General features: G+C 69.3%; 18 protein-coding genes. 9 read left to right on the forward strand and 9 right to left on the reverse strand.

Translation table 11 applies throughout. The features are described from left to right. From AC3WQZ_RS06340 to hemL, 3 genes are all read right to left on the reverse strand, one after another. The coding region (locus tag AC3WQZ_RS06340) for a TPM domain-containing protein (RefSeq protein ID WP_492300185.1) at positions 1–764 on the reverse strand (764 nt) is incomplete at its 3' end. Positions 765–777: 13 nt separating this feature from the next. After that, positions 778–1,404: a LemA family protein gene (locus AC3WQZ_RS06345; RefSeq protein WP_011614669.1), complete on the reverse strand. Its 627-nt coding sequence runs from the start codon at positions 1,402–1,404 to the stop codon at positions 778–780. Between the two features lie 100 nt (positions 1,405–1,504). Beyond that, a complete protein-coding gene (hemL, locus tag AC3WQZ_RS06350) occupies positions 1,505–2,797 on the reverse strand; it encodes a glutamate-1-semialdehyde 2,1-aminomutase (protein ID WP_439668621.1) in 1,293 nt (430 codons plus the stop codon). Between the two features lie 240 nt (positions 2,798–3,037). Here hemL and AC3WQZ_RS06355 point away from each other — a divergent pair, with 240 nt between their 5' ends. The 6 genes from AC3WQZ_RS06355 to AC3WQZ_RS06380 all read left to right on the forward strand — a co-directional run bounded on the left by AC3WQZ_RS06355 (position 3,038) and on the right by AC3WQZ_RS06380 (position 13,364). Beyond that, the gene (locus tag AC3WQZ_RS06355) at positions 3,038–3,208 is read left to right on the forward strand and encodes a rubredoxin (RefSeq protein WP_010813017.1); all 171 of its coding nucleotides are present in this window, start codon (positions 3,038–3,040) and stop codon (positions 3,206–3,208) included. 329 nt (positions 3,209–3,537) lie between these two features. Next, on the forward strand, positions 3,538–4,029 hold the full coding sequence (locus tag AC3WQZ_RS06360; RefSeq protein ID WP_010813016.1) for a response regulator: 492 nt from the start codon (positions 3,538–3,540) through the stop codon (positions 4,027–4,029). A gap of 43 nt (positions 4,030–4,072) precedes the next feature. Then, on the forward strand, positions 4,073–4,444 hold the full coding sequence (locus AC3WQZ_RS06365) for a response regulator (RefSeq protein ID WP_010813015.1): 372 nt from the start codon (positions 4,073–4,075) through the stop codon (positions 4,442–4,444). Positions 4,445–4,499: 55 nt separating this feature from the next. Further along, complete coding sequence (locus AC3WQZ_RS06370) at positions 4,500–5,060, forward strand: chemotaxis protein CheW (RefSeq protein ID WP_010813014.1); 561 nt, start codon at positions 4,500–4,502, stop codon at positions 5,058–5,060. A 119-nt stretch (positions 5,061–5,179) separates the two neighbouring features. Continuing rightward, positions 5,180–7,393 carry a methyl-accepting chemotaxis protein gene (locus AC3WQZ_RS06375; RefSeq protein ID WP_439668622.1) on the forward strand — a complete coding sequence of 738 codons (2,214 nt, stop codon included), beginning with the start codon at positions 5,180–5,182 and terminating at the stop codon, positions 7,391–7,393. A gap of 145 nt (positions 7,394–7,538) precedes the next feature. After that, positions 7,539–13,364 (forward strand): hybrid sensor histidine kinase/response regulator, encoded by a 5,826-nt coding sequence (locus AC3WQZ_RS06380; RefSeq protein ID WP_492300188.1) that lies wholly within the window; start codon positions 7,539–7,541, stop codon positions 13,362–13,364. 168 nt (positions 13,365–13,532) lie between these two features. On the opposite strand, the gene AC3WQZ_RS06385 is transcribed toward AC3WQZ_RS06380, so the two are convergent. From AC3WQZ_RS06385 to AC3WQZ_RS06405, 5 genes are all read right to left on the reverse strand, one after another. Further along, positions 13,533–13,916: a hypothetical protein gene (locus tag AC3WQZ_RS06385; RefSeq protein ID WP_081225841.1), complete on the reverse strand. Its 384-nt coding sequence runs from the start codon at positions 13,914–13,916 to the stop codon at positions 13,533–13,535. Between the two features lie 639 nt (positions 13,917–14,555). Further along, entirely contained in the window at positions 14,556–15,863 is a 1,308-nt protein-coding gene (locus tag AC3WQZ_RS06390; RefSeq protein ID WP_010813010.1) for an MFS transporter, read from the reverse strand. An 81-nt stretch (positions 15,864–15,944) separates the two neighbouring features. Then, the gene (locus AC3WQZ_RS06395) at positions 15,945–16,703 is read right to left on the reverse strand and encodes an SDR family oxidoreductase (RefSeq protein ID WP_010813009.1); all 759 of its coding nucleotides are present in this window, start codon (positions 16,701–16,703) and stop codon (positions 15,945–15,947) included. 60 nt (positions 16,704–16,763) lie between these two features. Beyond that, positions 16,764–17,006, reverse strand: coding sequence for a hypothetical protein (locus AC3WQZ_RS06400; RefSeq protein WP_010813008.1), 243 nt, complete (start codon positions 17,004–17,006; stop codon positions 16,764–16,766). Continuing rightward, on the reverse strand, positions 16,999–18,435 hold the full coding sequence (locus AC3WQZ_RS06405) for an aldehyde dehydrogenase family protein (protein WP_010813007.1): 1,437 nt from the start codon (positions 18,433–18,435) through the stop codon (positions 16,999–17,001). The genes AC3WQZ_RS06400 and AC3WQZ_RS06405 overlap by 8 nt, the downstream gene beginning before the upstream one ends. A gap of 201 nt (positions 18,436–18,636) precedes the next feature. On the opposite strand from AC3WQZ_RS06405, the gene ppa reads away from it, so the two are divergent. Continuing rightward, positions 18,637–19,164, forward strand: a complete 528-nt coding sequence (gene ppa, locus AC3WQZ_RS06410; protein ID WP_010813006.1) for an inorganic diphosphatase — start codon at positions 18,637–18,639, stop codon at positions 19,162–19,164. A 125-nt stretch (positions 19,165–19,289) separates the two neighbouring features. Continuing rightward, positions 19,290–19,862: a cytochrome b gene (locus AC3WQZ_RS06415; protein ID WP_492300190.1), complete on the forward strand. Its 573-nt coding sequence runs from the start codon at positions 19,290–19,292 to the stop codon at positions 19,860–19,862. 16 nt (positions 19,863–19,878) lie between these two features. On the opposite strand, the gene AC3WQZ_RS06420 is transcribed toward AC3WQZ_RS06415, so the two are convergent. After that, positions 19,879–21,132 carry a GNAT family N-acetyltransferase gene (locus AC3WQZ_RS06420; protein ID WP_492300192.1) on the reverse strand — a complete coding sequence of 418 codons (1,254 nt, stop codon included), beginning with the start codon at positions 21,130–21,132 and terminating at the stop codon, positions 19,879–19,881. A gap of 184 nt (positions 21,133–21,316) precedes the next feature. On the opposite strand from AC3WQZ_RS06420, the gene AC3WQZ_RS06425 reads away from it, so the two are divergent. Further along, positions 21,317–23,365, forward strand: coding sequence for an NAD(+) synthase (locus tag AC3WQZ_RS06425; protein WP_010813003.1), 2,049 nt, complete (start codon positions 21,317–21,319; stop codon positions 23,363–23,365). Positions 23,366–23,461: the final 96 nt, after the last annotated feature.

Raw genomic sequence — 23,461 nt, forward strand, 5'->3', positions numbered from 1 at the left:
CCACCCCAGCCGCCGCGGCGGCCCCAGTCCTGCCCCATGGTGTAGCCACCCAGTCCGCCGAGGCCGCCGGCGATCACGTCGCGCCCGCGCCGGGTGGTGACGATCTGCGGCCCGCGCCGGCGCAGGATGGCACTGAGGAAGAAGAACACGATGATCGCCAGCGGCAGCAGTGCCGGCAGCCACTCGGCCAGCGCGGACGATTGCTGCGCCCTGCGCTGCGGTGCCGCCAGGCCTTCCTTGTCGATGGTGGCCTGGATCGCCGAGATCCCCGCCGCCAGCCCGCCGTAGAAGTCGTTCTGGCGGAAGTGCGGGGCCATCACGTCCTGCAGGATGCGCCTGGACATGGCATCGGTCAGAGACCCCTGCACGCCGCGCCCGACCTCCAGCCGCATCTTGCGCAGCCCGGGCGGGTTGTCCTTGGCGATCAGCACGATCACGCCGTCGTCGATGCCCTTGCGCCCGGCGCGCCAGGCGTCGGCCACGCGGATGCTGTAGGCATCGATCGGCTCTGGATCGGTGGTGGGCACCATCAGCACGAAGATCTGGCTGCCGCGCTGCTGCTCGTATTCCGCCAGCACGTTCTCGAGCGCGCCGCGCTGCTGCGGCGTCAGCGTGCCGGTCAGATCAGTCACGCGCTGGGTCAGCGGCGGCACCGCGACGAAGCCGTCTGCCGCCAGCGCCGGGCCGGCCAGCAATGCCGCCAGCCAGAGCAGGGCGGCCGCCAGCCAGGCGTGCCGCCAGGGCGAGCGCGGGGTGTGGCCCATGGAGTGGCCCGCCTCAGAACTTGACTGCGGGCGGCGTGGAGATGGCTTTCTCGTTGTCCACCGTGAACGACGGCTTGACCGGGTACTTGAAGATCATCGCCGTCAGGTTGGTCGGGAAGCTGCGCGCCAGCACGTTGTACTGCTGCACGGCGGCGATATAGCGCTGGCGGGCCACGGTGATGCGGTTCTCGGTGCCCTCGAGCTGCGATTGCAGGTCGCGGAACGAGGCGTCGGCCTTCAGTTGCGGGTAGTTCTCGGACACCGCCAGCAGGCGCGACAGCGCGCTGGACAGCTCGCCCTGGGCCTGCTGGAAGCGCTTGAAGGCTTCGGGGTCGTTCAGGGTCTCGGGCGAGACCTGGATGCTGGTGGCGGCGGCGCGTGCCTTGGTCACGGCCTCGAGGGTCTCACGCTCGTGCGTGGCGTAGCCCTTGACCGTGTTGACCAGGTTCGGGATCAGGTCGGCGCGGCGCTGGTACTGGTTGATGACTTCGCCCCAGGCTGCCTTGACCGCCTCATCCTTGGCCTGGAAGTCGTTGTAGCCGCAGGCGGACAGCAGGCTGGCCATGACCGCCAGCAGCAGCCAGCGCAAGACCGGCATCGGCGAGCTGCCGGGCAAGGAGGGGGACGAAGAAGCGCGCATCGGAGACTCCGCGGGTTGGACGAAAACCCAAGTGTAGCGCACCGCCCTTGTCGCCAGAGGTGCAGGCGGCGCACTGGTGCGCCGCCTGCGTGGCAAGGCCTCAGCCCGCCGCGAACGCCTTGCGTGCGGCCTCGAGCGTGGCCGCCAGGATGGCGTCGTCATGCTGCGCCGAGACAAAGCCGGCCTCGAAGGCCGACGGCGCCAGGTAGACGCCGTGATCCAGCATGGCGTGGAAGAAGCGGTTGAAGCGCGCGGTGTCGCTCCTGGTCACTTCGGCGAAGCTGCCCGGCACGCCCTCGCGGAAGTAGATCCCGAACATGCCGCCGATGGCGTCCGCCGCGAACGGCACGCCCGCAGCCTTGGCGGCCTCGGCCAGGCCGTCGGCCAGCTTGCGGGTCTGGGTGGCCAGGCGGTCATAGAAGCCGGGTGCCTGGATCAGCTTGAGCGTGGCCAGGCCCGCGGCCACCGCCAGTGGGTTGCCCGACAGCGTGCCGGCCTGGTAGACGCCGCCCAGCGGCGCCAGCCTGGCCATGATGTCGCGGCGCCCGCCGAAGGCCGCCGCCGGCATGCCGCCGCCGATCACCTTGCCCAGGCAGGTCAGGTCGGGCCGGATGCCGTAGTGCGCCTGCGCGCCGCCCAGCGCCACGCGGAAGCCGGTCATGACCTCGTCCAGGATCAGCACTGCGCCGTCGCGGGTGCAAAGCTCGCGCATGGCCTTCAGGAAGGCATCGCTGGCGCGCACCAGGTTCATGTTGCCGGCCACCGGCTCGACGATCACCGCGGCGATCTCGCCGGCATGCCTGGCGAAGGCCTGTTCCAGCTGCTCGACGTTGTTGTACTCCAGCACCATGGTGTGGCGCGTCACGTCGGCCGGTACGCCGGCCGACGACGGCGCGTTCTGGGTGGTGTCGGCAAAGGTCAGCAGGCCGGAGCCGGCCTTGACCAGCAGGCTGTCGGCGTGGCCGTGGTAGCAGCCTTCGAACTTGATGATCAGGTCGCGCCCGGTGAAGCCGCGCGCCAGCCGCAGTGCGCTCATGGTGGCTTCGGTGCCGGAGGAGACCAGCCGCACCTGCTCGATCGACGGCACCAGCTTGCAGATTTCCTCGGCCATGGTGATCTCGGCCTCGGTCGGGGCGCCGAACGAGAAGCTGTGCGCAGCGGTTTCCTGTACCGCACGCACCACTTCGGGGTGGGCGTGGCCCACGATCATCGGGCCCCAGGAGCCGATGTAGTCGATATAGCGCTGCCCGTCGGCGTCCCACATATAGGCGCCTTCGGCACGCGTGATGAAGCGCGGCGTGCCGCCCACCGAGCGGAAGGCGCGCACGGGCGAGTTGACGCCCCCGGGAATGGTCTGCTGGGCGCGGTCGAAGAGCTGCTGATTACGGGACATGGCGTTGAGGTGAGGACAAGGACTGCTGGGATCGTGTGCGGCGGCCCGGGACTTATCGTTGACATGCGGCAAAAACAGCGGAAATTCGCTGCAATTGCCGGCCAATCAGGCGCTAACAGGGCGCTAACATGCGCGAACACGGCGGATCTGGCACGATTCTGGCGGCCGCCGGCTGGCGCCGGCGGCACGGTTTCGGTACCATCTGCGCTGGATTTTAATGGAGAGTGGCCAGAGCCTGTTATGGAATACAAGACTTGGATGTGCCTGATCTGCGGCTGGATCTACGATGAAGCCGCAGGCGCGCCGGAAGACGGCATCGCCCCCGGAACCCGGTGGGAAGACGTGCCGATCAACTGGACCTGCCCGGAATGCGGTGCGCGCAAGGAAGATTTCGAGATGGTCGCCATCTGAGGCGACGTCCCCAGAACAACAATAACCGGGCGCGCGTCGCGCCGATGCGACAAAACGCTGGCTGGCCGCGGCCGGCCCCGATTGACGGCCCCCCGGCGTCTTGTCACACTCTGTTGCAAAATGACTGCCCGTCCCTCTGCCGCTGGTGGGGAGGACGGTAGGCAGGTGCGGGTTCCACGCACCGCCACTGCCGGGCACAGCCCGGCCTTGGAAGGGAAACAAGAATTGTCGGGGGTCCGTCGGGGCGCGCATGGGTCGCGCTGCTCCGCGCGGGTGTTCTCTAGTGCTTGCCGGCGCTCCGCAAGGGGCAGCTGGTCGCGGGAACAACAATGCGGGTCGCTCAAACAGAAGAAAACCAGCGGGTCAATACCGCCGGCGCCCAGGGTCTGGCGCCTGGCGTTTCCATTCCGGACACCACGGCGCAGCCGCGCCGCAAGGTGCTGGTCATCGATGATTCCAGCACCATCCGCCGCACCGCGGAGATCTTCCTGTCGCAGGCGGGATACCAGGTGGTGCTGGCCGAAGACGGCTTCGAGGCGCTCGCCAAGGTGGGCGAGCTGCACCCGGACCTGGTCTTTTGCGACATCCTGATGCCCCGCCTGGACGGGTACCAGACCTGCTCCCTGATCAAGAAGAGTCCGCGCTTTCACGCCATCCCCGTGATCATGCTGTCCTCGCGCGACGGCGTGTTCGACCGCTCGCGCGGCCGCCTGGTCGGCGCGCACGACCATCTTGCCAAGCCTTTTACCCGCGAAGCGCTGCTGCACGCCGTGCAGGCCTGCCTGCCATGCCAGGCCGCGGGCCACGTGCTGCCTGCCTGACGCGCATGCACGCGACGCCATGTACGAATCGAAGGAAAACCTCATGACTGCCATCAACAAGATCCTGATCGTCGACGACTCCCCCACCGAAGCCCTGTTCATGTCCGACCTGCTCGGCAAGCGCGGCTTCAAGGTCTCGGTTGCCAGCAACAGCGACCAGGCCTTCGCGCGCCTGCAGGCCGAGAGCTTCGACCTGATCCTGATGGACGTGGTGATGCCTGGCCAGAACGGCTACCAGGCCACCCGCGCGATCAAGCGCGACGACCGCTTCAAGGACATCCCGGTGATCATGTGCACCAGCAAGGGCCTGGACACCGACCGCATCTGGGGCATGCGCCAGGGCGCGTCGGACTACATCGTCAAGCCCGTCGACGGCGAAGAGCTGCTGGGCAAGATTGCCGCGCTGGCGCATTGAGCTGCCAGCGCAGGCCGTACGGGAAGCCACTGCCACCTGTTCCGGGGACCGCCAGATGAACGCGCCACGCCAAGACCTCCGCGCCCGCCAGACTCGCCTGCAGGACTACCAGGCCATGCTGGCCCGGCGCCTGCGCGAGGCGCGCAGCCTGCCCGCGGCCGACAGCTACCTGGCGCTGCAGGTGGGCGCGCGCAACTGGCTGCTGCCGCTGGCCGATACCGGCGAAGTGCTCGACATGCGCCCGCCCAGCCCGGTGCCGCTGACGCAGCCGTGGTACAGCGGCCTGGTCAATGCGCGCGGCAGCCTGCTGGGCGTGATTGATTTCAGCCTGTTCTGCGGCGGCGCGCCAACGCCACTGCAGCCCGGCAGCAAGATCGTGGTGCTGTCGCGCCAGGTGGAGCGCGCCTGCGCGATCCTGGCCACGCGCGTGGCGGGTTTGCGCCATGCCGCCGACCTGAGCCTGCCGCACGGCGATGCGGCGGCGCCGCCGGCCGGCACGCCGGCATGGGAAGGGCAACGCTTTGCCGACCGCGACGGGCGTGACTGGCAGGTGCTGGACGTGCGCGCGCTGCTGGACGCGCCGGCCTTCCTGCAGGTGGGACGGGTTACGGCCTGAGGCCTGAGGCCCGCCACCGCGCCGCCAATAACAAGAAACAAGAATGACGCGCAGGCCACTGCCTGCCGCACCCGGCACGAGCCGCCGGGTATGACAACGATTAAATGGAAGAGGGTGCCATGGGTTTCAAGAAATTCAGCCTGGGCCGGCGCACGCCGGCAGCCGAAGCAGCCACCGGCCTGGCGGGCGGGCCCGGCATGGCCTATGCCGGCGGCCCGGAACCCGCACCGGCACCCCCATCCGCCGACGGCCTGGGCGCCACGCCAATGGAGCATGTCACGCGCTGGCTTGGGCGCATGCCGTTCTCGTCGCAGCAGCGGCTGCTGACGGTGGGCGTGGTGGTGTCGCTGGTGGCGCTGCTGGGCTCGGTGTACCTGGACAACCGCATCGCCAACAACGCCGCCGCGCAGATCGAGATCGCCGGCGACATGCTGATGCACTCGCAGCGCCTGGGCAAGGCGGTGCCGGTGGCGCTGCTGGGCAATGCGCAGGCCTTCACGCAGCTGCGCCAGTCGAAAGACGCGCTGGCGGGCGACCTGAAGGCGCTGCAGGAAGGCAGCGACGAGAAGCGCGTGCGCGCCACCACCGGCGCGGCCGAACCGCTGCTCGAGACCGCGATGCAATCGTGGAAGCGCTCCGAGAAAAGCGCCGCCGACGTGCTGGCGCAGCAGCCGGTGCTGAACACCATTGGCCAGACGCTGCAGATCTTCAATGCTTCCAACCCCGAGCTGCTGGAATCCGCCGAACAGGTCGCGGCAATCAAGCTGCAGTCCGGCGCCAACGCGCGCGAGGTGGCGGCGTCGGCGCAGCTGGTGATGCTGACGCAGCGCCTGGGCAAGAACCTGAACGAGTTCCTGGCCGGCGAAGGCGTCAACCCCGAAACCGCGTTCCTGCTGGGCAAGGACACCAACACCTTCCGCGAATCGCTGGACGGCCTGCTCAACGGCAGCGAGGCGCTGCGCCTGTCGGCGGCCGCCGACGAAGAAACGCGCGGCTACCTGAAGCAGCTGTCGCAGCGCTTTGAAGCGGTGCAGAAAACCACGCAGACCATCCTGCAGAACCTGCCCGGCCTGATTGCCGCCAAGCGCGCGCAGCAGCAGATCTTCAACGACAACGAGGCGCTGCGCGGCGAACTCTCGGCGCTGCAGCGCGCCTACGCGCAATCGGCGCGCGTGCGCCCGGTGACGCTGGGCGCGACCGTGGTGTCGGCGGCCATGACGCTGCTGTGCCTGGTAGGCCTGGCGGCGCTGTACCTGCGCGACTCACGCGTGCGCGCGCTGGAAGCCGAGGCGCGCGAGCGCGAGGCCGAGTCCCGCCGGCTGGACGAAAAGCGCAACAACGACAATACCCAGAAGGCGATTCTGCAGCTGATGAACGAACTGCAGGACATCGCCGACGGCGACCTGACGCGCCAGGCCACGGTGACCGAGGACATCACCGGCGCCATTGCCGACTCGGTCAATTACACCGTGGAAGAACTGCGCGAGCTGGTCGGCCGGGTGCAGCAGACCGCCGGCGAGGTGACGCAGGCCTCGGGGCAGGTGCAGTCCACCTCGACCCAGCTGGTGTCGACCACCGAAGAGCAGTCGCGCCAGATCCGCCAGACCGGCGAATCGGTGGTGGAGATGGCCGACCGCATCACGCAGGTGTCGCGCGGCGCGGCCGAGTCCGCCAACGTGGCGCGTGCCTCGCTGTCTGCCGCGGAGCAGGGCCAGCAGGCGGTGCAGAACGCCATCACCGGCATGAACGACATCCGCGAGCAGATCCAGGAAACCTCCAAGCGCATCAAGCGCCTGGGCGAGTCGTCGCAGGAGATCGGTGAAATCGTCGAGCTGATCTCGGACATTACCGAGCAGACCAACGTGCTGGCACTGAACGCCGCCATTCAGGCCGCGTCCGCGGGCGAGGCCGGGCGCGGCTTTTCGGTGGTGGCCGAAGAAGTGCAGCGGCTGGCCGAACGCTCCGGCGAGGCCACCAAGCAGATCGGCGCGCTGATCCGCACCATCCAGACCGATACCCAGGACGCGGTGCACGCCATGGAGCGCAGCACGCAGGGCGTGGTCGAAGGGGCGCGGCTGTCGGACAACGCCGGCGCCGCACTGGTCGAGATCGGGCGCGTGTCGCGCCAGCTGGCCGAGCTGATCGAGCAGATCTCGCAGTCCACCTCGCACGAGGCCGACCTGGCCACCACCGTGGCCCGCCATATCGAACGCATCCTGCAGGTCACCGAGCAGACCACCACCGGCACGCGCCAGACTGCGCAGTCGGTGCGCCAGCTGACGCTGCTGAGCGAAGAGCTGCGCAACTCCGTCTCGCGATTCAAGATCGCCTGAGTGGCCGGATGACGCCTGCGACCGCTTCCGCGCACCGCGGCCTTACCGGGCTTAGCGGCCACGCGCTCCATGCCAACTCCGCGCCTGCCGCCTGTTGCGGCAGGTTGCCCGCGGCCGCCCATCGGGCGCCGCACTGGAAGCCGTCATGTCCCTGAATTTCCCTGTCCCGCGCGATGGCGCCGCAGCCGGCGCACCGGCTGAAGCCAGCGCCGTGCCCGAGCCGGCTCCGGCGCCGCCATCCGCCAGCGCACCTGCTGTTTCCGACCCAGGCGCCCCCGCGCGCGACCTGTCCGGGCTGGCGTGGCTTGCGCCCAGCCTGCGCAGCGCGCTCGAAGACGCCGCCGCCGAGCTTGGCCACTATGTCGACGAGGTCCGCCAGGCGCCCGAAGCGCTGGGCGCGCGCGACACCACCTCGCTGCGGCTGGCCGGCCAGCACCTGCACCAGGCCGCCGGCGCGGTGCATATCGTCGGGCTGCACGGCACCGATCCGTATTGCCAGGCCCTGCGCCGCCTGCTCGAAGCCATCGACGCCGGCACCATTGCCGCCGGCCCCGAGGCGCTGGCGGTATTCCGCGCCGGCGTGCAGGCATTGGCCGAGTATGTCGACGACCTGATGGCCGGTGACGATGAAGCGCCGCTGCGCCTGTTCCAGCCCTACGCGGGCGTGCTGGCGCACCTGGGCGAAGAGCGCGTGCATCCGGCCGACCTGTGGCTCGATGAGCTGCAGATGCTGCCCGGCATGCTGCTGCCGGCGAAGGGCCCGGCGCCGGTCATGCGTGCGCGCCAGCAGTTTGAATCGGCCTTGCTCAAGGCATTGCGCCTGCCTGCGCCGTGCACCGACGCGGCGCTGCTGCGCGAAGCCTGGCTGCCGCTGTGCGCGGCGCTGGACGAGGTGCGCGCCAATGAGCAGGAGGCGCGCCGCGCGGCGGATCATCCGGATCGCGGGGTCTGGCATGTGCTGGGGCTGGTGTTCCGCGCGCTGGGGCTTGGCCTGTTGCCTTCCGACCTGCTGGCCAAGCGCTTTGCCGGCCGCGCCAACCTGCTGCTGCGCCAGTACCTGCAGGGCCATGTGCGCGTGCCGCAGGCGCTGCTCAACGACGCGGTGTTCCTGCTGGTCTGCACCGGCCTGGCCCGCGACGGGGCCGGTGACGACGATGGCGTGGCTGAGCCGCGTGCCGCGTTGCGTGCCGATATTGCGCGCACGCTCGCGGCATTCCGCCTCGACCCCGCGCACGCGCTTGCCAATGCGGACTTCCGCCAGCGCTATTACGGCTGGCTCGACCCGATCGACACGCGCAACCTGCAGCAGGCCGCCGCTGGGCTCGAGCACGCCGCCGCGGGCGAGCCGGCCGGCTGGGAAACCGCGCTGGCCGCGCTGGCCGAAGCCGCGCAGCCGCTCGGGCAGCCGGCGCTGCAGCGCTGCCTGGCGCAGGCGGCCATGCACGGCGGGCAGCACCACCGCGGCGAGGCGCTGGGCGCCGCCGGCATCGCGTTGTTCCTGGCGCGCGCGCTGGCGCTGCCGTGGCGCGTGCACGGGCAATCCGCCCATCCGGCGGCGGCGCGTTTTGCCGCGCAGTGCGAGGCGCTGGCGACATGCCTGGCCGATCCCGCCGCGAGCGCGCCCGCGTGGCTTGCGGGCATGGTCGACGAGGCGCGCGCCCAGGCGCTGCGCAGCGAGGCCGTGACGCAGCTGCGGGCGCAGCTGGACAGCGGTGAATCGTGGCTGGACAGCTTCGACCGCAACGCGGCCCGCGCCGAAGGCGCAGGCCACCTGCGCGATGCCTGCCAGGCCTTCGCCGCGCTTGGCGCCACGCTGGCGCAATTGCAGTCGTCCGCCGCGCTGCCTGCAGCGCTGGTGGACGATGCCGCGCAGGCCGCCGCCGCGGTGCAGTCCGTCAATGCGCGGCTGGCCGTTTCGGGCGAACTCGCTGATGCCAGTGCGCGCGCCGCGCTGCTGGGCGAGGTCGCAGCCGAGCTGGGCGCGGTCCATGCCTTTGCCGATGCGCTGGAATTCGGCCGCGTGCGTCGGGCCGATACGCTTGCCGAGGCCGGCGAGCCCGATGCGCCGCGCGCTGCGCAGCATCCGCTGGCCGCCGCGCGCGCCGCCGCGGCCGAGGCGATCCAGGCTGGCCCCGTTCCCGATGCGCCGCCAGTGCAGCGCCTGCGTGCCGCGCTGCAGGCGCTGGCCGACCAGGCCACCATCGACGACGATGCCGCGCTGCGCCGCCAGGCCGCCGAAGCCACCATGCAATGCAATGCCTGGCTGGCCGGCAGCGATGATGCGGCCGGCAGGCTGGCACTGGCACTGGCCGAGCCGGCACGGGCGGCGGCACCCGCAGCCGCGCCGCCCGCGGCGCAAGGCCTGCCGGCTGACGGCGACAAGTCGGCGCTGGACGCCGAACTGCTCGACATCTTCCTGAACGAAGCCGACGAGGTCCTGGGCGGCATCGCCGGCGACCTCGGCTCGGGCGTTGAGGCGCTGCACGATGCCGATACCCTCAGCCGCGTGCGGCGCGCCTTTCACACGCTCAAGGGCTCCAGCCGCATGGTCGGCCTGCATCGCTATGGCGAAGCGGCGTGGGCGGTCGAGCAGGTCATGAACCTGTGGATTGCCGAAGCGCGCGAGCCGGTGCCCGCGCTGCTGGCGCTGCTGCGCCGCGCCCATGCCGAGTTGTCGGCATGGGCGGCACAGCTGCATCGCGATGCGGCAACCTGGCACGACATCGCGCCGCTGGTGGCAGCCGCCGAAGCGGTGCGCGACCCGGGCGCCGCGCAGGCCGCGGATGAACTGCCAGTACTGCCCGGCGCGGCTGCGGAAGCGCCGCCCGGGCCGGCCGTCGACGCCGCCGGTCACACCGGCGCCGATGCGGTCGGGCACGGCGAAGACAATGTGATCCCGTTCCGCCTGTCCGGCGGCCTGTCGGGCGAGGACGACCACTACAAGGTGATCGGGCCGGTGCGCATCGGCCTGGCGCTCTACAACGTCTACCTGCAGGAGGCCGATGACCTGCTGCGCCAGTTCGCCACCGACATCTCCGAATGGCGGCATGAAGGCCATCCGTGCCCGAGCGAGCTGGGGCTGCGCGTTGCCCACACGCTCCAGGGCAGTGCGTCCACCGTCGGCCTGGAACCCGTGCGTGAGATCGCCGAGGCGCTGGAGGCCCTGCTGCTGCAGCTGGGCTCGCACCCGGTGGCGATGCACCCGGGCGATTTCCGCCTGCTGGAGCAGGCGGTCGAGCGCCTGCGCGGCATGCTGCACCAGTTTGCCGCGGGCGTCTGGCCGGATGCCGATGCCGGCCTGCGCCGCAGCCTGGTTGAGTTTGGCGAGCGCGCGCTGCTGCGTCCGCGCGTGGCGGTGCCCGCGCCGCAGGCGCCGGCCGAGCCGGACGGTTCGGTGGCGCAGCTGCTGGGCCAGTTGCCGCCCGCGCAGGAAGACCAGCCGGAGCCGCCGGCAGTGCCGCATGACGCGGTGGTTATCGCGCTGCCGACCCCGCACCGGGCGCCCGCTGCGCCGGTAGCGGACGAGGGCGCCGCGCCGGATCCCGCGCTGGTCCAGATCTTCCTGGAAGAGGCACAAGGCACGCTGCCCGAGCTGGGCAAGCTGCTGCGCGGCTGGGAAGCCGCCCCGGAAGACTCGCGCCACGGCGGCCTGGTGCTGCGCGCGCTGCATACGCTCAAGGGCAGTGCGCGCATGGCGGGTGCCATGGCGCTGGGCCAGGCCGCGCATGAAATGGAGACGCTGCTCGACGCCAGCCTGCGCGGGCAGGGGCAGCAGGCCGTCGGGCCAAAGCTGTTCGAGCGGCTCTATGCCTGGTACGACCGCATCCTGGCGCATGTCGAGGCGCTGCCGACTGGCCGCCTGCTGCCCGCGGACGATCCGGACGTGGTCAACGGCCTGGCCGAGGTGCCCGAGCAAGGGCAGGCCGATGCGCCGCTGCCGCAGGCGGATACCGTCGTCGAGGCGGTGCCCGCCGCCAGCCTGCCCGCCATGCCGGGGCCGGCAGACGTGATGGTGGCGATGCCGCCGGCCGTGCCCGCCGAGCCGCAACGCGCGCTGGTGCGCGTGCAGGCGCGCGCGCTCGACACGCTGATCAACGAAGCCGGCGAAGTCGGCGCCACGCGCGCGCGCCTGGACAGCGAACTGGAGGCGATGCGCGCCTACCTGGGCGAACTGAACGACAACGTCGCGCGCCTGCGCGGGCAGTTGCGTGAAATCGAGATCCAGGCCGAATCGCAGATGGCGTCGCGCATTGCCGACGCGCAGCACAAGCAGGAATTCGACCCGCTTGAGTTCGACCGCTTCACGCGCTTCCAGGAGCTGACGCGGATGATGGCCGAGTCGGTCAACGACGTGGCCACCGTCGAGCAGAACCTGCAGCGCGGCTTTGACCGCGCCGCCGGCGACCTGGCGGCGCAGGCGCGCCTGACGCGCGGCTTGCAGCGCGGGCTGATGCAGGCGCGCATGGTGCAGTTCGACGCGCTGGCCGAGCGCCTCTACCGCGTGGCACGCCAGGCCGCGGCCGAGACCGGCAAGGAAGTGCGCCTGCTGATCAAGGGCGGCACCGTGGAAATCGACCGCTCGGTGCTGGACCGCATGGCCGGCCCGATCGAGCACCTGATCCGCAACGCGGTGGTGCACGGCATCGAGGCCGCCGCGCCGCGCCGCGCCGCGGGCAAGGCCGCCACTGGTGCGCTGACGCTGGAGGTGCAGCAGGAAGGCAACGAGGTGGTGCTGCATTTCGTCGATGACGGCGGCGGGCTGGACCTGGAGCGCATCCGCGCGCGCGCGGTCGAGCGCCGCCTGCTGGCGCCGGACGACGACGCCAGCGAAGCGCGCCTGACCGAGCTGATCTTTGCGCCGGGCTTCTCCACCGCCGACGCGGTGTCGGAGCTGGCCGGCCGCGGCGTGGGCATGGACGTGGTGCGCGCCGAGACCGTGGCGCTGGGCGGACGCATCACGCTGGAGTCTAAGCCCGGGCAGGGCACCACCTTCACGGTGCACCTGCCGCTGACCACGGCGATCACGCAGGTGCTGGTGATCTCGCTGGGCGCGCGGCGCTATGCCGTTCCCAGCGGCATGATCGACCAGGTCCAGCAGCTGCGCGCCCCGGCACTGCTGGATGCCTACAACCAGGGCCGCCTCACTGTGGCCGGCGCCGAGGTGCCGTTCTTCTACTTCGGCGCGCTGCTGGAGGAAGGCAACGCGGTCGCGGCCGGGCGCAAGTATTCGCCGGTGGTGCTGGTGCGCAGCGGCGCCGAGCGCGTGGCGGTGCATGTGGACGATGTGGTCGGCAACCGCGAAGTGGTGGTCAAGCATATCGGCCCGCACCTGGCACGCCTGGAAGGCATTGCCGGCGCGACCACGCTGGGCGATGGCGAGATCGTGCTGATCTACAACCCGGTGGTGCTGGCGCAGCGCTTGGTGCGCGAACGCGGCCAGCCGGTGCCGCAGGCCTTGCCGCAGATGCCTGCCGTGCAGGCGCGGATGGGCGCGGTTGCGGAACTGGCGAGCGACGGCACCACCGAGCCGGTGCGCGGCCTGGCGGTGCAGCCGACCGTGATGGTGGTGGATGACTCGCTGACCGTGCGCAAGGCCACCCAGCGCCTGCTGAGCCGCGCCGGCTACCAGGTGGTGCTGGCGCGCGACGGTGTGGATGCGCTCAAGCAACTGCAGGATGTCATGCCGGACGCGATGCTGGTCGACATCGAGATGCCGCACATGGACGGCTTCGACCTGACCCGCAACGTGCGCTCCGACGCGCGCACCGCGCATATGCCGCTGGTGATGATCACCTCGCGCACGGCCGACAAGCACCGCCGCTATGCCGAGGAGATCGGCGTCAACGTGTACCTGGGCAAGCCTTACAACGAGGATGAGCTGCTGGGCACGCTGCATCGGTTGCTGGGTGAGCGGGCGGCCGGTACGGCGGGGTCGGTGGGGCAGATGCTGGGGGATGGCCAGGCGGACTGACGGTTTGCTCCCTCTCCCGCTTGCGGGAGAGGGGAGCACCCAATCGGTAAGCGGATGCTGTGCGGAAGCCTGCCAATGACTTCCAAGACAAAAAGGCTCGACATCGCAAGATGCCGAGCCTTTTTTCCTCCTCCATGGGCGCGCCGCACGGCGCGCCGTTCCAGCTGACTACCAGCGCATCTGCGCGTTCTTGCCGCCGGTGCTGACCGTGGCAGTCTTGGTCCGGCCCTGGTAAGTCGCCCGCACGTTGTACGTGCCCGACGGCGCCTTCACCAGGCAGCGCGGACCGTCGGCGACAAAGCTGGCGACTTCCTTGCCGCCGCGCATCAGCTTGACGTCCACGTCGGACAGGTACTCGCCGCGCGCGCCCTGCGTGAACAGCAGGCTCATGTTGTACTTGCGCGCCTCCGATTGCAGCGCGACCTGCTCGTCTTCGGCGACACCGCCGCAGATATAGGCGACCGAGCCGGCCGTACGCTGGACCATCGCATCACGCGGCGGCGGCGGGGGCGGAGTGGTCAGCGGCGGGCGTGGCTGCGCGGGCGCTGCCATCGGCGCTGGCGCCGGCGCGGCTGGTGGCGTGCCGGTGGGCGCGGGTGCCGGGGATGCCGTCGGCGGCGGTGCTGCCGTGGCAGGCGCAGCTATGCCCGGCGCGGGTTGTGTGGCAGGGGGCATGGTGTCGGCCGGCGGCGCGGCCGGCATCGTGGCACCCGGGGTCGGCGCCATGGTGCCGGCCGGAGCAGCGGGTGCCGGGGCGGCAGGCGCAGGGTTGGCCTCCACCACCGGCGCCTGCGCATGGCTGGCCGCTGGCACCAGGGCGAGCAGTGCGACCACGCCGGCGCTGAGCGCGATCACCAGGCGCTTGACGCGCGAGCGGCGTGCCAGGCGCGCTTCGACAAGTTCCAGCGAACGGGTAGGGGCAAACGGGGGCAGGTGCAGCATCGTGGCCTCCTTGGGCGAGCTTCGGAATCAGATGCCCCGGAGGACCCCGTGGGATCACTCCGGGTCTCTCTTTTCCATCCTAGGGCCCAAGGGTGGGCGACACTGCCGGGCTTGGTCCTACATCCGCGTCAGCCGACGGCGCATTGTGGCCCGCAGGCGGCGTGTGAGCGACTTCGCAGGTGCCGGAAGAAAAACGGCCCTGCCCGCAAAGGGAAGGGCCGTTGACGGCGTCTGATCCTGGCGGGCGGGCTATTTCCGGCTCACCAGCCGCTTGGGCACCGAAAGCGTCAGCGCCGCGCCCACCACCAGGCAGGCGGTCAGCAGGTACATGCCCGAATCGGTGCTGTGGGTCAGGTCCTTGAGCCAGCCCACCGCATAGGGGCTGAGGAAGCCCGCAAGGTTGCCCAGCGAGTTGATCAGCGCGATGCCCGCGGCCGCGCCAGTGCCGGCCAGGAAGGAAGTCGGCAGGCTCCAGAACAGCGGCAGCGTGGTCAGGATGCCGATGGTGGCCAGCGTCAGCGCCACCATTGCCAGCGTGGTGTCGCTATGCCATTGCACCGACAGCAGCAGGCCCAGCGAACCGGCCAGCGCGGGCAGCGCGATATGCCAGCGGCGCTCGCCGCTGCGGTCTGCGCTGTAGGCCACCAGCACCATGCCGACCACTGCGCAGCCATAGGGGATGGCGGTCAGCAGGCCGATATCGAGCGCGCCCCTGACGCCGGTCTGCTTGATGATGGTCGGCAGCCAGAAGCTGACGCCGTACAGGCCCATCACGAAGCAGAAGTAGATCGCGCTCATCAGCCAGACGCGCGGGCTGGACATCACGGTGCGGATCGGCGGGTCTTCCTTGTGCGCATCCTCGCTGGCGATATTGCGCTCCAGCAGCGCCTTCTCTTCCGGCGACAGCCACTTGGCGTGGGCGATGCGGTCGTCCAGGTAGGCCAGCACCCACAGCCCCACCAGGATCGACGGAATGCCCTCGAGCAGGAACATCCACTGCCAGCCGGACCAGCCGTTTTGGCCGTGGAAGGACTGCATGATCCAGCCCGACAGCGGCCCGCCGATCACGCCTGCCAGCGCGACCGCGGTCATGAAGTAGGTGGTGGTGCGCCCGCGCCGGTTGGCCGGGTACCAGTAGGTCAGGTACAGGATGATGCCGGGGAAGAAGCCGGCCTCGGCAATGCCCAGCAGGAAGCGCAGCACGTAGAACATGGTCGGCGTGGTGACGAACATCATCGCCGCCGAGATCGCGCCCCAGGTGATCATGATGCGCGCGATCCAGATGCGCGCGCCCACCTTGTGCAGGATCACGTTGCTGGGCACTTCGAACAGGAAGTAGCCGATAAAGAAGATGCCGGCGCCCAAGCCATAGATGGTCTCGCTGAACTGCAGGTCGTTGAGCATCTGCAGCTTGGCAAAGCCCACGTTGACGCGGTCCAGGTAGGCCACCACGTAGCACAGCAAGAGGAAGGGCACCAGGCGCCAGCTGACCTTGCGGTAGGTGGCGTCTTCAAAGGCGGCGTCGCTGATGCCGGGGTTTACTGCGGTTGTTGTCATGCTGTCTCCTGAGGATATGGCGCTTCTGTATGATGCGTTTACAGCTACGACTAACGGGGAAGGCAGGTGGCCGGCACCGGCTCAGACGCAGCGGCCGCCGTCCACTTCGATGCAGGTGCCGGTGATAAAGGCAGCTTCGTCCGAGGCCAGGTACAGGCAGGCGTTGGCCACGTCCTGCGGGGTCGACATGCGGCCCATCGGGATGGTGGCAAGGAATCTGGCGCGGTTCTCGGGCGTATCGGGCATGCCCATGAATTCTTCGAGCAGGGCGGTGGCGCCGATCACGGGGTTGACGCAGTTGACGCGGATATTGTCCTTGCCGAGTTCCGCGGCCATGGCCTTGCTGGCGGTGATCACCGCGCCCTTGCTGCCGTTGTACCAGACCAGGCCCGGGCGCGGCCGGATGCCGGCGGTGGAGGCAATATTGACGAACACGCCGCCACCGCGCTGGCGGAAATGCGGGATAAAGGTGCGCGCCGACCAGTAGATGCTCTTGACGTTGACGGCGTAGACGCGGTCGAACTCCTCTTCGGTGACTTCGAGGATGGGCTTGTTGCGATGGGTCGTGCCGGCGTTGTTGACCACGATATGGACGTCGCCGAAGGTGGCCAGCGCGGCTTCGCGCATGGCCTCGGTGCCGGCTTCGCGCGAAACGTCGGCGCGCACCGCGCGGGCCCGGCCGCCGGCGTCGCGGATCGCGGCGGCGACTCGTTCGGCGGCTTCCTCGCGCAGGTCGGCGACCACCACGTTGGCGCCTTCGCGCGCAAAGGTGTGGGCAATGCCTTCGCCGAACCCGGAACCGCCGCCGGTGATGATCGCTACCTTGTTGGCCAGTCTCATGGCTTGTCTCCTGGTGTCGTGGTTATGTTCTGGTGTTCCGTGCTGCGGGGTACTCAATGCCTAGTGCGAGAACGGCCCCCGCCCGCGCAGGGCATTGGCAACCATCATCAGTGCCAGCAGGAAGGGCAGTGCCACATACAGGCACCAGTGCACGCGGTCGCCGACGACGTCGCCCCACTTGCGCTTGAAGACCTGCAGCCGCGGCATGCCGGAAGGATTGGTGGCGCGCTTGTTCCGGACATGCCATGCCATCCAGAAAAAGAAGATGGCAAAGGCGACGGACAGGAAATTGATGTTACCCATGTTGGATGGCGATGGTTTTCAGGGTGGTGAATCCGTACAGGGCCTCGAAGCCCTTCTCGCGGCCGTAGCCGGACTGGCCAGTGCCGCCGAAGGGCAGTTCAACGCCGCCGCCGGCACCGTAGTTGTTGATAAAGACCTGGCCCGCGCGCAGCTTGTGCGCCAGGCGCAGCTGGCGCCCGCCGTCGCGGGTCCAGACGCCGGCCACGAGCCCGTAGGGCGTGCCGTTGGCCAGTGCGATGGCCTCGGCCTCGGTGTCGAACGGCATCGCCGCCAGCAGCGGGCCGAACACTTCTTCCTGCGCCAGCCGGTGTGCGGGCGGCACGTCGCGGAACAGCATCGGCACCTGGTAGTAGCCGGCCTCGGGCGCGTCGGCCACGATCTGGCCTTGCGCCATCACGGCCACGCCGGCGTGCTGCGCATCCGAGACAAAGTCCCACACGCGCTGCTGCTGCTTGCGGCTGATCAGTGGCCCGCATTCCAGGTCCAGCTCGGACGGGCCTACGCGCAGCGACTCGAACACCGACGCCAGCCGGTCGAGCAGCGCGTCATAGACCGGCCGCTCCACCAGCAGGCGGCTGCCGGCCGAGCAGGTCTGGCCGGCATTCTGCACGATGCCGTTGACCACCACCGGCACCAGCGTATCCAGGTCGGCATCGGCAAAGACGATCTGCGGCGACTTGCCGCCCAGCTCCAGCGTGACCGGCACGTGGTTCTCGGCGGCCAGCTGGGCCACCTGCTTGCCGGTCTGGGGCGAGCCGGTGAACGAGATATGGTTGATGCCCGGGTGGCGCGCCAGCGCGGCGCCGGCTTCATGGCCGTAGCCGGTGATGATATTGAGCGCGCCTTCGGGCAGGCCGGCATCGGCGGCGATCTCGGCCACGCGCAGCAGCGACAGGCAGGCGTCCTCGGCCGGCTTGACCACGCAGGCATTGCCGGTGGCCAGCGCCGCGCCCACGCTGCGCCCGAAGATCTGCAGCGGGTAGTTCCACGGGATGATGTGGCCGGTCACGCCGTGCGGCTCGCGCACGGTCAGCACGGTGTAGCCGGGGTTGTAGGGGATGGTCTGGCCGTGCAGCTTGTCCACCGCGCCGGCGTAGAACTCGAAATAGCGGGCCACGGCGCGGGCATCGGCGCGCGCCTGGCGCAGCGGCTTGCCGGTGTCGCGGGCCTCGAGCGCGGCCAGTTCGTCCTCGTGCGCGATCAGCGCCACGGCGACGCGGTTGAGCAGGCGCACCCGCTCCGCTGGCGCCATCTGGCCCCAGGCGCCTTCGGCGGCCTGGCGGGCCGCATGGACGGCGACGTTGATATCGGTGGCGTTGCCGCGTGCGATCTCGGCGAACGGCTCGCCGTTGGACGGATCGAAGACCTTGATGCGCAGGCCGTTGTCGGGCGCGATCAGGCGGTTGGCGACGAAGTGCTGGGCGTGCATGGGTGGCTCCGGGGCAGCGGGTGCAACAGGGGGCAGCACGGCGGCTGCGCTTTTCAGTGACGGCTGAAGAATGCGCCATTATCGCCGACACTGGCCAGCGTGCAATGCGCCGTGCCTGGCCCAGCTGTCAGCCTGCGGTCAGGCATGAGCCGCTATAATGCCCGCCATCCAACAACACCGCGCAGGCATCTGGAGAACCGCATGAGCTTCAACCTCGTAACCCCGGGCAAGGACATCCCCAACGATTTCAACGTCATCATCGAGATCTCGGCCCAGAGCGATCCGGTGAAGTACGAGGCAGACAAGGAAACCGGCCTGCTGTTCGTCGACCGCTTTATCGGCACCGGCATGCGCTATCCGGCCAACTATGGCTACATCCCGCAGACGCTGTCGGGCGACGGCGACCCGGTGGATGTGCTGGTGCTGTCGCCGTTCCCGATCCTGGCCGGCGCCGTGGTGCGCTGCCGTGCACTCGGGATGCTGAAGATGACCGACGAGTCGGGCGTGGACGCCAAGCTGGTCGCCGTGCCGCTGGACAAGCTGTCGCCGGCCACGGCCTACATGAAGGGCCTGTCGGACGTGCCGCAGAACCAGCTGGACCAGATCAAGCACTTCTTTGAGCACTACAAGGCACTGGAAGCCGGCAAGTGGGTCAAGGTCGAAGGCTGGGCTGGCATCGAGGAAGCCCACAAGGAAATCACCGACGGCGTGGCCAACTACAAGAAGTAAGCTGAACCGCCGCTGAAGAAGCCCCGCTCCGGCGGGGTTTTTTGTTGCCGCGCGCTTGATGTACGGCAGCATCCGGGCAAGTGCCTTGCGCTACGCTATGCGGGTGCTGACAAGAGGAGTCCCCTATGAATCCCATCACCGAAATCCAGGCATTGCCGCAGGCCTTGTCGCCGCTGCGCTGCTATGACCGGCTGGCGGTGTGCTTCCACTGGGCGGTGTTCCTGCTGGTGGCGCTGGCCTATTCCGCGATCGAGCTGAAGGGCAGTTTTGCCAAGGGCACGCCGCCGCGCGCGCTGGCGATGACAGTCCATGAATGGGCGGGGGCGCTGGTGCTGGTGCTGGCGGTGCCGCGCCTGGTGTGGCGCCTGGTGCGCGGCGCGCCCGCGCCGGAGCCGGGCGCGCGCTGGATGCAGTTGGCCGGCGAGGCCATGCACTGGGTGCTTTACTTGTATATCCTGGCCCAGCCGCTGCTGGGGCTGCTGGCGATGAACGCTGGCGGCCACCTGCTGGCGTTGCCTTCGCTGGGGCTGGAAGTGCCGGCGATGGTGGCGGCCGACCCGGCGCTGAAGGACACCGTCAAGGAGGTCCACGAGACCCTGGGCACCGCCTTCTACCTGGTGATCGGCCTGCACGCGATGGCGTCGCTGTTCCACCACTACATGCTGGGCGACAACACGCTGCGGCGGATGTGGCGCTGAGCGCCGGCTTGCGTGTTCAGGCGCGGGCGAACGGGTTGCGTTCGCCCAGCTCGTCCAGGTAGGCGTCAATGCCCTGGCGCTCGCGCTCAAGGAAGCGCTCGACGGCATCGGCAAAGGCGGGATGCGCCAGCCAGTGGGCCGAGCGCGTCGCCACCGGCAGGAAGCCGCGCGCCATCTTGTGTTCGCCCTGGGCGCCGCCTTCGAAGGTGCGTATGCCTTGCTCGATGCAGAATTCCAGCGGCTGGTAGTACGCGGTTTCGAAGTGCAGGCAGGCGTGGTACTCCAGTGCGCCCCAGTAGCGCCCATAGAGCGTGCTGACTTCGGGCGTATCGTCATAGACCAGCAGCGAGCTGGCGATAGGCTGGCCCTCGCGCTCGGCGATCACCAGCAGCAGGTGCTGCGGCATGGCGGCGCCGATGCGCCGGAAGAAGTCCAGGTTCAGGTAGGGCGTGGAATGGTGCTCGCGGTAAGTCTGGCGATAGCACCGGTTGAAGAACTTCCACGCATCGTCGTCGATCTGCGCGCCACGCAGGCGCCGGAAGCTGATGCCGGCCTGCGCGACCTGGCGGCGCTCGGCGCGGATGTTCTTGCGCTTTTTCTGCGACAGCGTGGCCAGGAAGTCGTCAAAGCTGCCATAGCCGTCATTGGTCCAGTGGAACTGCACGCCGTGCCGCATCAGCATGCCGGCCTGCTGCATCAGCGCGGCCTCGGCCTCGTCGGGGAACAGGATGTGCAGCGACGACATCTGGCTTTCGGCGGCCAGCGCCAGCGCCATCTGCAGCAGCAGGCGGCGCGCATGGGCGTCTTCGGCCAGCAGCCGCGCGCCGCGCACCGGCGTGAAGGGAATTGCCGCCAGCCATTTGGGGTAGTACTCGAGCCCGTTGCGGGCATAGGCGTCGGCCCAGGCCCAGTCGAAGACATATTCGCCATAGGAATGCGCCTTGGCGTAAAGCGGCATGGCCGCGGCCAGCCGTTCCGGGCGGCCGTCCTTGGCCGGCGCCCACAACGTCAGGTAGCGCGGGTTCCACCCGGTCTCGGCGCAGGCGCTGCCGCTGGTGTGCAGGGCGTGCAGGAAGGCATGCTTCAGGAACGGCGTGGCGTCGGCGTGGTGCGCCACCAGCGTATCCCAGGCGGCGGCATCGATCTCGCCCAGGTCGGAGATGATCTCGGTACGGTATTCCTGCGCAGGGTCGCCTGCCGCCTTGCGCTTGTGCCGTGCCGGCTGGCGCGGGTCCTTGCCCTCGCCGGGCACGCATGATTCAGACTGCATTGCACCAGTTCCCGTCTGTGGATCGATCGAGTCTACCGGAAACGATGCGCCGTTGCTGCGCCGCACGGCAGGGGCGGGGCGGGCGTCGTAAAATGGAGCATCCTCGTCACCAGTGCTTGCCGAAGCATCCCGGGATGCTTCAGGCGGCGGCATGGTCCGCATGGTTCGATAACCAAGGCCCGATATGAAGAACCCGTTTTTCAACCTGTATTCCCACGGCTTTGCGCGTGTCGCGGTGGGCGTGCCCGTCTGCCGGGTGGCCGACCCGGCCTTCAACGCCGCCGAGACCATTGCCCTGGCGGCGCAGGCGGCCCAGAAGGGCGCCGTGCTGGTTGCGTTCCCGGAGCTGGGCATCTCCGCCTACACCTGCGACGACCTGTTCCACCAGCGCGCGCTGCTGGACGCCTGCGAGGCGGCGCTGGCCACCATCGTCGAGGCCTCGCGCAAGCTGCCGGCGGCGCTGATCGTCGGCATGCCGCTGCGGGTCGAGCACCAGTTGTTCAACTGCGCCGTGGTGGTGGCGCGCGGGCGTATCCAGGGCGTGGTGCCCAAGTCCTACCTGCCGAACTACTGGGAGTTCTACGAGGCGCGCCAGTTCAGCGCCGCCGACAACGCCGCGGTCGAGTCGATCCGGCTGCTGGGCCAGGACGTGCCGTTCGGCGCCGGGCTGCTGTTCGATGTCGAAGACATCCCCGACTTCCGCTTCCACGCAGAAATCTGCGAAGACGTCTGGGTGCCGATCCCGCCGTCGTCGTTCGCGGCGCTGGCCGGGGCCACGGTGCTGGTCAACCTGTCGGCCTCGAATATCGTGGTCGGCAAGGCCGGGTACCGGCACCAGCTGGTCTCGCAGCAGTCGGCGCGATGCCTGGCGGCCTACCTGTACACCTCGGCCGGCAAGGGCGAGTCTTCCACCGACCTGGCCTGGGACGGCCAGGCGCTGATCTGCGAGAACGGCGAGCTGCTGGCCGAATCCGAGCGCTTTGCCGATACCTCGCACCTGCTCTGCGCTGATATCGACGTCGAGCGGCTGTCGCGCGAGCGCATGCACCAGGTCACCTTCGGCCACTCGGTGCGCCGGCACAAGGCAGAAGTGGACAAGTTCCGCGTGGTGCGCTTCCCGCTCGACCTGACCCTGGAAAAGTCGCTGCCGCTGGCGCGCAACGTGGCGCGCTTCCCGTACGTGCCGGCCGATCCGCGCCAGCGCGACGAACGCTGCATGGAGGTCTACAACATCCAGGTGCAGGCGCTGGTGCAGCGCCTGTCGGCCAGCAAGATCAGCAAGGTGGTGATCGGCGTGTCGGGCGGGCTGGATTCCACCCACGCGCTGCTGGTCTGCGCCAAGGCGATGGACCGCCTGGGCCTGCCGCGCGCCAATATCCTGGCCTTCACCATGCCGGGCTTCGCCACCAGCGACCGCACGCTGCTGCAGGCGCGCCAGCTGATGCAGGTGGTGGGCTGCACCGCGACCGAGATCGATATCCGGCCGTCGTGCCTGGCCATGCTGAAGGACCTGGGCCACCCATACGCCGCCGGCGAGAAGGTCTACGACGTGACCTTCGAGAACGTGCAGGCCGGCGAGCGTACCAACCACCTGTTCCGGCTGGCCAATTTCCACCACGCCATCGTGATCGGCACCGGCGACCTGAGCGAACTGGCGCTGGGCTGGTGCACCTATGGCGTGGGCGACCACATGTCGCACTACAACGTCAATGCCAGCGTGCCCAAGACGCTGATCTCGCACCTGGTGCGCTGGGTGGCCGAGACCGGGCAGGTGGGCGAGGGCGGTTCCGACGTGCTGCTGGCCGTGCTCGACACCGACATCAGCCCCGAGCTGGTCCCGGGCGACAGCAACCACGGCCCCGAGCAGAAGACCGAGAGCACCATCGGCCCGTATGAGCTGCAGGACTTCAACCTCTACTACACGCTGCGTTTCGGCTTCACGCCGTCCAAGATCGCCTTCCTGGCGCTGCATGCCTGGGGCGACCGCGAGCGCGGCGTCTGGCCCAACGGCCCGCATGTGGTACGCAACCAGTACGGGCTGCCGGAGATCAAGCGCAACCTGGCGATCTTCCTGGACCGTTTCTTCCGCACCAGCCAGTTCAAGCGCTCATGCATCCCGAACGCGCCCAAGGTGGGCTCGGGCGGATCGCTGTCGCCGCGCGGTGACTGGCGCGCGCCGAGCGATTCAGAGTCGGTGGTGTGGTTGGCGGACCTGGAGAAGGTGCCGGACTGAGCGCAGCGCCGGTCGAGCTCCGGCTCTTGGGTGGCGGCTTGTGCACAGTTTCTCCAGTGGCTGTCCACAGGTTTATCCACAGGGCCGGGGCCTGCC

This window comes from Cupriavidus sp. FW305-26, from assembly GCF_058787975.1.

What these genes read in the sequence shown, in the direction of transcription:
- AC3WQZ_RS06345 (WP_011614669.1), bottom strand. Translation starts at nt 1,404, where the DNA reads ATGCGCGCTTCTTCGTCCCCCTCCTTGCCCGGCAGCTCGCCGATGCCG.
- hemL (WP_439668621.1), bottom strand. Translation starts at nt 2,797, where the DNA reads ATGTCCCGTAATCAGCAGCTCTTCGACCGCGCCCAGCAGACCATTCCC.
- AC3WQZ_RS06355 (WP_010813017.1), top strand. Translation starts at nt 3,038, where the DNA reads ATGGAATACAAGACTTGGATGTGCCTGATCTGCGGCTGGATCTACGAT.
- AC3WQZ_RS06360 (WP_010813016.1), top strand. Translation starts at nt 3,538, where the DNA reads ATGCGGGTCGCTCAAACAGAAGAAAACCAGCGGGTCAATACCGCCGGC.
- AC3WQZ_RS06365 (WP_010813015.1), top strand. Translation starts at nt 4,073, where the DNA reads ATGACTGCCATCAACAAGATCCTGATCGTCGACGACTCCCCCACCGAA.
- AC3WQZ_RS06370 (WP_010813014.1), top strand. Translation starts at nt 4,500, where the DNA reads ATGAACGCGCCACGCCAAGACCTCCGCGCCCGCCAGACTCGCCTGCAG.
- AC3WQZ_RS06375 (WP_439668622.1), top strand. Translation starts at nt 5,180, where the DNA reads ATGGGTTTCAAGAAATTCAGCCTGGGCCGGCGCACGCCGGCAGCCGAA.
- AC3WQZ_RS06380 (WP_492300188.1), top strand. Translation starts at nt 7,539, where the DNA reads ATGTCCCTGAATTTCCCTGTCCCGCGCGATGGCGCCGCAGCCGGCGCA.
- AC3WQZ_RS06385 (WP_081225841.1), bottom strand. Translation starts at nt 13,916, where the DNA reads ATGGCAGCGCCCGCGCAGCCACGCCCGCCGCTGACCACTCCGCCCCCG.
- AC3WQZ_RS06390 (WP_010813010.1), bottom strand. Translation starts at nt 15,863, where the DNA reads ATGACAACAACCGCAGTAAACCCCGGCATCAGCGACGCCGCCTTTGAA.
- AC3WQZ_RS06395 (WP_010813009.1), bottom strand. Translation starts at nt 16,703, where the DNA reads ATGAGACTGGCCAACAAGGTAGCGATCATCACCGGCGGCGGTTCCGGG.
- AC3WQZ_RS06400 (WP_010813008.1), bottom strand. Translation starts at nt 17,006, where the DNA reads ATGGGTAACATCAATTTCCTGTCCGTCGCCTTTGCCATCTTCTTTTTC.
- AC3WQZ_RS06405 (WP_010813007.1), bottom strand. Translation starts at nt 18,435, where the DNA reads ATGCACGCCCAGCACTTCGTCGCCAACCGCCTGATCGCGCCCGACAAC.
- ppa (WP_010813006.1), top strand. Translation starts at nt 18,637, where the DNA reads ATGAGCTTCAACCTCGTAACCCCGGGCAAGGACATCCCCAACGATTTC.
- AC3WQZ_RS06415 (WP_492300190.1), top strand. Translation starts at nt 19,290, where the DNA reads ATGAATCCCATCACCGAAATCCAGGCATTGCCGCAGGCCTTGTCGCCG.
- AC3WQZ_RS06420 (WP_492300192.1), bottom strand. Translation starts at nt 21,132, where the DNA reads ATGCAGTCTGAATCATGCGTGCCCGGCGAGGGCAAGGACCCGCGCCAG.
- AC3WQZ_RS06425 (WP_010813003.1), top strand. Translation starts at nt 21,317, where the DNA reads ATGAAGAACCCGTTTTTCAACCTGTATTCCCACGGCTTTGCGCGTGTC.